Origin of the sequence: Spiroplasma sp. ald (assembly GCF_044714355.1) — a bacterium.
Classification (GTDB): Bacteria; Bacillota_I; Bacilli_A; order Mycoplasmatales; family Mycoplasmataceae; genus Spiroplasma; species Spiroplasma phoeniceum.
Genome location: NZ_RXFY01000045.1, coordinates 1 through 8,116, shown reverse-complemented (window position 1 = coordinate 8,116; position 8,116 = coordinate 1). Strand labels below are relative to the sequence as shown.

Sequence of the window (8,116 nt, the reverse complement as noted above, 5' to 3'; positions counted from 1 at the left end):
AAAAGACATAATTAATTAAAATTATAATTTGCTATTAGTATCTTTTTAAAAATATTTACAATTATTTTAATAGGTTATGCAAGAAGTCTATTCTTGATTATTAAATAATTCTGCTGAAATTAATTCACAAATTAAAATTTCTGCTTGTGATAAATTTTGTTTAAATTGTATTGTTGAACTTTTCTTATTTGCTTTTAAATAATCTGTAACAATTTTAATACTAACAATTGGAATTTGATAATTTAAAGCAACTTGAAAAAAAGCACAACCTTCCATATCAACCACATCAATCTTATTTTTAAATTTAGTTTTAATATGCTCAAAATATTCTATTTTATCAATAAAAATATCACTACTGCCTAAAACTGCTGTTTGAATGTGTGGCATTTTTGTTGTAATTGTAGTTATTAATTTTTTATCACTATAATAACTAGGTAATTCGCCAGGGATTTGCCCCATTGCATAACCAAACTCTTGGGCATCAGCAAAAGTATAGTAAGCTTCCGTAATTGCTAAAACTGATAATGGTTTAAAATTTGGTTTTAAAGTCCCAATTGTTCCAAGATTATAAACTGTTTTAATTGCATAATCTTTAAGTAAGGTTGTTAAAGTCATAGCAGCATTAACTAACCCAATTTTGCTAATTGCGAATAATCAATTATCTTTTTGATATACTTCAATCTGGGTATATTTATCAACTATTGTTGGTTTTAAAACATTTAAAGTTGCTGCCAATTCCTCTTTCATTGCACTAATAATTAAATTCATAACGTTATTTATCCTCTTTTCACTGCTGATAAGTCAATTGTATATTTTTTCCTAAATGCTCAAGGCCTTGCTTCGCGACTGCTCGTTCAAATTGAACTATTAATAATTCTTGAAATGCCTTTACTAAATCTTTTTGGGCTAATTTTCGATAATAATCAACTTTTAAATAATTTCGTTCACTACTAATTTTATCCGCAACAAAAATTAGCATTTCAAATAAAGTCATTTCTGGTCGACCAACAGTATGCCATTTAATTGCTGATAAAATATCTTCATCATTAAATAATAAATCATATTTTAAATGGCAATAACCAGTATAAGCATGCCAAGTAGCAATTGGCTCTGATAAAAACGTTGGTAAATATTTTGTTAGATATGCTTTTTGTTTTTGTTCTAATCATTGTTTTGTAATATCATGATAAGTCCCAGCAATTAAAACTTTTTGCGGATTTAACTTATGAACTAATGCTAATTCCCGCGCTTTTTGGCCAACATTTAAACAATGTTGATAGCGTTCCTTATCCATATTTTGGCCTAGTCGTTCTGGCAAATATAATAAATTATTATTAATATAATTCGTAATATTTGGCAATTGTAATGCAATGTTTTTTCCTTCTCGTAACATTGTTGATGATAAATGTAAATTATTATGAAATGGAAGTAACATTGCTTGATATTGTTTTAAAATTGTTTGATCAATTGGTTCATTTCGTTGGAAAACAATAAAAGTTTGCATTCTTGCTAATTCATTAATATTGTTTCATTTATTTAATGATGCTAGTTGATCAGAACCAATCATAAAATAAAACTGATGATGAGGAAATTGCTGTTGCAATTTTAAAACAGTTTCATATGTTGTACTAGGCTTTGCATTTTCTAATTCAATTAAATTAATTTTAACATCCACTAAATCAGCGATTGCTAAATTAATCATTGCGACACGATCCGTAGGGGGAGATAATTTTCGTGTTTTAAAAGGATTCTGATTTGTTGGAATAATTCAAATTTCATCAATATCTGTTTTTGTTTTAACAAGATTAATCATTGCTAAATGGTCAGTATGAAATGGGTCAAAACTACCACCAAATAATGCTATCTTCATTTATTCTTCCTCCCAATTCAAAAATAACAGCAAATTCAAACAAAATAAAAATTATTCATCTTTATTTTTAATTCCTAATTCAGCTAAAACATCTTCGACAGTATCACGCACAACTTCTTGAAATTGTTTAATAGATAATGTAATGGTAACATTTTCTATTTCACTTAAATCATTAGCAATTTTTTTTTGTAAGTTTTGTTTAAAAGTATTAATTTCATTTTTATTACCAGTAATTGTAACTTTATTTTTTTTTACCCCTTTTGGGAGATTCTCTTCTAATGGTTCATCATTATGGTCTAACTCTAACTTATCATCATCACGATGAGAAATTTTAATGCGATCCATAATATATGCCATTCGATCATTAAAATTCCGTTCTTTAATTTGATTTAGCATTTGTTGAAATTCATTTGGTTGAACTTGTGAACTATCACGTAATTTTTTTAATTGTTCTAAACGTTCTAAAACATTTTCATGTTCATTAACATTATATTCTTCTTTGTATTTATTAATTTGATGACGTGCATTTTGAACAAGGCTATGAATATTATTAATATTCTCTTGGTTCGATGGTTTGATGTGTTGTTCAGTATTTCTAATTTCAGAATTTTCTGATTTATTTACCATCACTTGTGTTGATTGTGGCACTTTAAAGTCAATTTTTTCATCACTAAAATTAACCCCACTAAATGCTTCAATTTCATCATCAAAAGCACTAGCTGTTTCTAAATTTATTATTTTTTGTTCAGTTTTTTTTCGTCTTCATCATTTAAACATATCTTTGCCTCTAATTCCATATACATTATTATATAATAAATTATTAAAATTTCTTGCAGTTTTTTCCAACAATGTTAAGATAATATTGTAATTGACAGAGGTAACTTATAAAACATAAGTTTGAGAAATACTCTTCGAACCTGATCTAGTTAACACTAGCGTAAGGAGTTCAAATTCGTTATTTATTTAATTTAATAAATTTAATTTGATGCTCACTTTCATAGAAGTTAATTACAAAATTATTTGTGTAAGGAGATTTCTTATATGGTTAGACCCCCATCTTTTAAGGTTAAGTTAAACCAACAAAACATTATTTTATGATACAATAAAGCAACAATTTTTATTGTCATAAGTTTATACCTTGGTATTTTAATAACGCTTAGTATTTTACCACTATCAAGATTAAGTAAACTATTTCATTTAAATAATGACCAATATTTTAAAAATATATGAGTTTTTTGTTTAATGACTTGTGGACTTGGTTTAATATTTAGTATCATATCTGCAATAAGTGTTTGATTAACAAATTATGAAGAATATATTAATTATAAGTTTCAGTTTATTATTTTAAATATTATTAGTTTGAATATTCTTAATTTAATTAGTAATATTATTATTTATAGTTATGAAATAAAGGTTAGTGATTTATTATTTACTAATACTATGAAACGAAAACGATTTTTAATTAATTTAGGAATTTGAAAATGAAAAACATTTGATATTGTTATTATTGCGATGTTTGTAGCAGTAACCTTAGCTTTAGCATATTTAGAAACATTATTGCCTAACTTACCATATGGTGGTGGCATTGGTTTAAAATATCTTCCACTTATAGTTATTGCTTTTTTACACTCAGCAATCGCTGGTCTTATAACTGGGAGTATTAGTACCATGATATCATTGCTATTTATTGCTTCAAATTTTATTGTTTCACCATGATCATATTTATTAGATTATTTTGTTCCAATGATTATTCCAACAATTGCAGGTTTTATGCGTTTTAAAATTAATAATGACAAAAAATATATTACTTATGTTAATTATATTATTATTTGTTTTAGTATTATTACTCTTATTTACTTGTCACAAGTATTAGTTGGTGTTTTAATTTGAACAACTTTATTCCCTGATTCAGTTTGACCAGGTTATAGTAATTGATTATATGCCATTGTTTATAACTTTATTCATAGTTTTCTTTTTACTTATCCAATTATTCAAATTGTTGTTCCTTTTATTTTACGTAGTTTAGCTCCCATTTTTTGACAACGTTATTTAAAATATGATAGTTAAATAAACAAGAGAACAATAAAAAAATGCAATTATCATTTTTATGATGATTGCATTTTTTTATTAATAGCATTAACAATGTTTTCTACATTAAAACCAAAATATTCTAATACATCTTGAAATAATCCTGATTGTCCAAAAGTGTTAATTCCAAAATTTAAACCATTAGAAGTATAACGTTCTCAACCAAAGGTTGCTCCTAATTCAATTGACGCAATTAAAGCTGTTGGTTCTAACAATTTCTGTTTATAGGCAGCATCTTGCTGCTCAAATAATTCTCAACAAGGCATTGATACTACTTTTACTTTAATTTTTTTATCATGTTCTAATTTGTTTGCAACAGTAATCGCCATGCTAACTTCACTACCCGTTGCTAACAATACAACATTATTATTATATTCTTGTCCATAAACTTGATAAGCTCCTTTTTTCACTGCCTCAACATTTGAATGTTCTAATTCTGGTAAATCTTGTCGTGTAATTAAAATAACACTTGGAGTATGTTTTGACTGTAAAGCGATATGATAAGCTCCTAATGTTTCATTAAAATCAGCTGGACGAAAAACATTTAAGTTTGGCTGACTACGTAACATTGCTAATTGTTCAATTGGTTGGTGCGTTGGACCATCTTCACCAACAGCAATTGAATCATGCGATAAAATATAAATAGCTGGAATTTCCATTAATGAACTTAAACGAATAGCTGGCTTCATATAATCAGCAAAAACAAAGAAACCACTTGCAAAAGGAATTAATCCACGGTGTAAATAAATTCCATTATTAATGGCTGCCATTGCAAATTCACGCACTCCATAAGCTAAATTACGGCCTAATCGATTTTCAGGACTATAAACACCATCAGTTCCCTTTGCTTTTGTACTACCACTTAAATCAGCACTACCACCAATTAAAGCTGGAATAATATTAGAAAGACGGTCAAGGATTGCCCCACTACTAATTCGTGTTGCTTGTGGCTTAATTGGTTTTAAATCACGAAAATCTTGTGGATTAAAATTAAAATTACCATAAACGGCATCATCAAGTTCTTTAGCTAAAGTAGAATTTTCTTTGCAAAGACCTTGATACATTTCTAATCATTCCTGATATTTTTTAATTCCTCGTTGTTTAACATTGATTTCAAAATCCTTATAAACTTCACTAGGAACTTCAAATGGTTTATAATCTCATTTTAACATTTTACGAACTGTTTCAATATCACTTCCTAACGGCGCCCCATGTACTGCTGGTGTACCTTGTTTTGTTGCCCCATCACCAATTATTGTTTTTACTTCGATTAATGTTGGTTTATCACTTTTTTTTGCTTTTATAATAGCTTGATCAATTGCTTCAATATCATTACCATCTTTGACAAAAAGATAATTTCAATTTGCTGCTTTAAAACGATCAGCAATGTTTTCACTTTGTGCAACATTAACCATATTATCTAATTGCACATCATTAGAATCAAATAATACAATTAATTTATTTAGTTTTCAATGTCCTGCTAAAGATATTGCTTCTTGTGTAACTCCTTCTTGTAAATCACCATCACCACATAAAACATAAGTATAATGATCATAAAGAGGATATTTATTGGTATTGTATCTTGCTGCTAAATGCGTTTCTGCTAACGCTAAACCAACTGCTGCTGCAAGTCCTTGGCCAAGAGGACCCGTTGTCACATCCACTCCGGGCGTTAAATGTGATTCCGGATGACCAGGCGTAATTGAATCAACTTGACGAAAATTTCGTAAATCATCAATATTAAGATCAAATCCTGATAAATGCAATAACGAATATAATAAAGCACTACCATGTCCTGCTGCTAAAACAAAACGATCACGATTTGTTCATTTATCCACTTGTGGGTTAAAAACTAAGTGTCTTGTGAATAAAGTATATGCCATTGGCGCAGCACCAAGAACAATTCCTGGATGGCCTGAATTTGCTTTATTAATTGCTTCAATTCCCAACATTTTGATTGTATCAATTGATTTTTTCATTTTATTTATCTCCTTTTTATACACTAATAAATTAATACTCATAATATCATTGTACAACGAATTAAAAGAAAGAACTTAATAATTTGAAAAATATTCCATTAATTCTTACTTTTTTTGGATTATTCATTTATAATTAATGAAGTTGAAATGAAAAAATTAATAGAAAAAGAGTGGTCCCTTGAATGGTTAAATATTTATTTAAAAGTCGTGATAACGTCCTCTAATTTTTTAAAAAAGTAAGTTAAAAAAGAAAAGTTTTTTTAAACCCTACACTAAAAAGCAATAATATGATAAATACCATAAAAAAGCAAAGGATGTGATAATAAAAATGACAAATAAATTACGAAATTGAAAAATAATAATAATTCAGGGAATCTTGATGGGAGCACTATTTTCATTTATTCCATTTGCAATTTTTGATAAATTTGGTTTAACAAAAATTTGATTCTTCTTATTAGTTCCCACTGCAATGTTCTTTTTTACCCCATTATGGGCTAAAGTTAAAAAGAAAAAGAGTAATATCTTTATCCTTCAAATTAATAGTTTTTTTCTTTTTATTTTTCTCTCGTTATTAATGACTGTTAATTTTTTTGATAATAATTTAATTATTTATTTTTATCCCTTACTGCTTTTTTGTACAGGAATGTTTGTTGCTGGAATGGTTCCTTTTTCAATGGAAATTATCCGTAGTTATACCCGTAAACATCAGTTAAAAACAAACCCTAGTCTTTATTTTATTTTAGGAAGTGTTGTTACAATTATAATTCCTTTTTTAATACAATACTTTTTAACAGAATTAACAGCCAAAATTTCCTTACAAGGATATTTTAGTCTATTAGCATTAATTAACTTTAGTTTAATTTTTTTCAACCATGATATTCAAACAGAAGAAATTACTTTTAAAATTAATCCTAATAGTTGAAAAGTACTCCAAAAAAACAAACAATTTTGAAGTTATTTATATTCATCAAGTTTTTTATACAGTATTAATGAAGTATTTGGTTACATTCTTCCTATTTTAATTTTTAATAACACCGCAATTATGATTATAGTGATAGGTAGTTTATATGTTATTCGAAAAATAAGTTATTTATTTGGATATTTACTAAAAATAAACAATAATAATATTAAACACCAAATTATTTGTAATACAATTATTGCTATAATTGCCATTGCATTATTATTAGGATTAACAATTGCCTTCTTCCCCTTTCAAACCCAATTATCGCATATTTTATATTTAACAATTGGTTTAGGTGGAAGTCAAATCTTAATAGGATGTTGTCTTGGGCATTTAAGTCGTATTCAAAAAAATAATATAATTAATTTAGTTGGAACTGAGCATTTAACCTTAGGTCTAATGATTGAACATGTCTTCGGGCATGCTATCTTTAGTTTATTGTTAGGTATTATTATTATTCCAGTAATAATTACTTTTTCTACAAATATATTAACTTATATATATTTTTATAGTATTATCATTGGAATGTTATTTTTAAGTTTTATTTTTATTTTTAATAAACTACCAGTAAAAAGAATAGGGTCTTAGGTTTTAATATATAAATTATAAGAAAAGATATCTTATATAAGATATCTTTTTAATGTTAAGAAAAAAGAAATTTATTAAAAAATACTCTTGTTTTTTCTTAAAAAAGTTATAAATGGAATAAGCAGTTGCATTATGTAAAAATTCAAAAAAGAAAGGAAAAATAAGTATTAAAATATGAAAAAAATATTAACTATTTTAGGGATATTTGGTTCGTCAGCAATAAGTACAACATCTTTACTTGCTTGTAATACATTTAATGGTAATAAGCTTAATACGAGTGAAAATAATAAAATTATTAAAACTTTAAAAGAAAAAATTAATACTACATTATTAGATAATATTGAAGATAGCACAAAGGAAAAACAAAGTATTAAAGCAGAAGCAAAAATTAATGAATTTCAAAGAAAAGCAATTGAAGTGCAAAATAAAAAGAAGAAGCATTTTTTAAAGCATTTGTAATCCAATATGGAAAAATTACAAATTTACCACCTGGTGAAAAAGATATAGGACGATACTTATATAACGAAATAAAAAATATTCAAAAAGGTAAAATTATTTATAATAAAAAAGAATATAAAATAAAACAACTATTAATTAATTTAGCCAATGAGCTAGAACAAAAATATTAGA

Annotated in this window: 7 protein-coding genes and 1 riboswitch; of the genes, 3 read left to right on the top strand and 4 right to left on the bottom strand. The window is 26.4% G+C overall.

The genetic code is table 4. The features are described from left to right. Positions 1-87: 87 nt before the first annotated feature. Genes mtnN through EHU54_RS03195 form a run of 3 tightly spaced genes read right to left on the bottom strand, consistent with a single transcriptional unit; the run spans position 88 to position 2,716 of the window. Positions 88-768 (bottom strand): 5'-methylthioadenosine/S-adenosylhomocysteine nucleosidase, encoded by a 681-nt coding sequence (gene mtnN / locus EHU54_RS03205; protein ID WP_400248906.1) that lies wholly within the window; start codon positions 766-768, stop codon positions 88-90. Positions 769-772: 4 nt separating this feature from the next. Continuing rightward, a complete protein-coding gene (locus EHU54_RS03200; protein WP_400248905.1) occupies positions 773-1,870 on the bottom strand; it encodes a nicotinate-nucleotide adenylyltransferase in 1,098 nt (365 codons plus the stop codon). Between the two features lie 51 nt (positions 1,871-1,921). Further along, positions 1,922-2,716 (bottom strand): hypothetical protein, encoded by a 795-nt coding sequence (locus tag EHU54_RS03195; protein ID WP_400248904.1) that lies wholly within the window; start codon positions 2,714-2,716, stop codon positions 1,922-1,924. A gap of 17 nt (positions 2,717-2,733) precedes the next feature. After that, positions 2,734-2,832: riboswitch (TPP riboswitch) on the top strand. Positions 2,833-2,911: 79 nt separating this feature from the next. Between EHU54_RS03195 and EHU54_RS03190 the strand changes: the two genes are divergently transcribed. Beyond that, positions 2,912-3,937, top strand: coding sequence for an energy-coupled thiamine transporter ThiT (locus tag EHU54_RS03190; RefSeq protein ID WP_400248902.1), 1,026 nt, complete (start codon positions 2,912-2,914; stop codon positions 3,935-3,937). A gap of 38 nt (positions 3,938-3,975) precedes the next feature. Here EHU54_RS03190 and tkt read toward each other — a convergent pair whose 3' ends face one another. Further along, the gene (gene tkt / locus EHU54_RS03185) at positions 3,976-5,937 is read right to left on the bottom strand and encodes a transketolase (protein ID WP_400248901.1); all 1,962 of its coding nucleotides are present in this window, start codon (positions 5,935-5,937) and stop codon (positions 3,976-3,978) included. A 328-nt stretch (positions 5,938-6,265) separates the two neighbouring features. Between tkt and EHU54_RS03180 the strand changes: the two genes are divergently transcribed. Both EHU54_RS03180 and EHU54_RS03175 read left to right on the top strand, forming a co-directional pair. Further along, a complete protein-coding gene (locus EHU54_RS03180) occupies positions 6,266-7,486 on the top strand; it encodes a hypothetical protein (RefSeq protein ID WP_400248900.1) in 1,221 nt (406 codons plus the stop codon). 174 nt (positions 7,487-7,660) lie between these two features. After that, a complete protein-coding gene (locus tag EHU54_RS03175) occupies positions 7,661-7,945 on the top strand; it encodes a hypothetical protein (protein ID WP_400248899.1) in 285 nt (94 codons plus the stop codon). Positions 7,946-8,116: the final 171 nt, after the last annotated feature.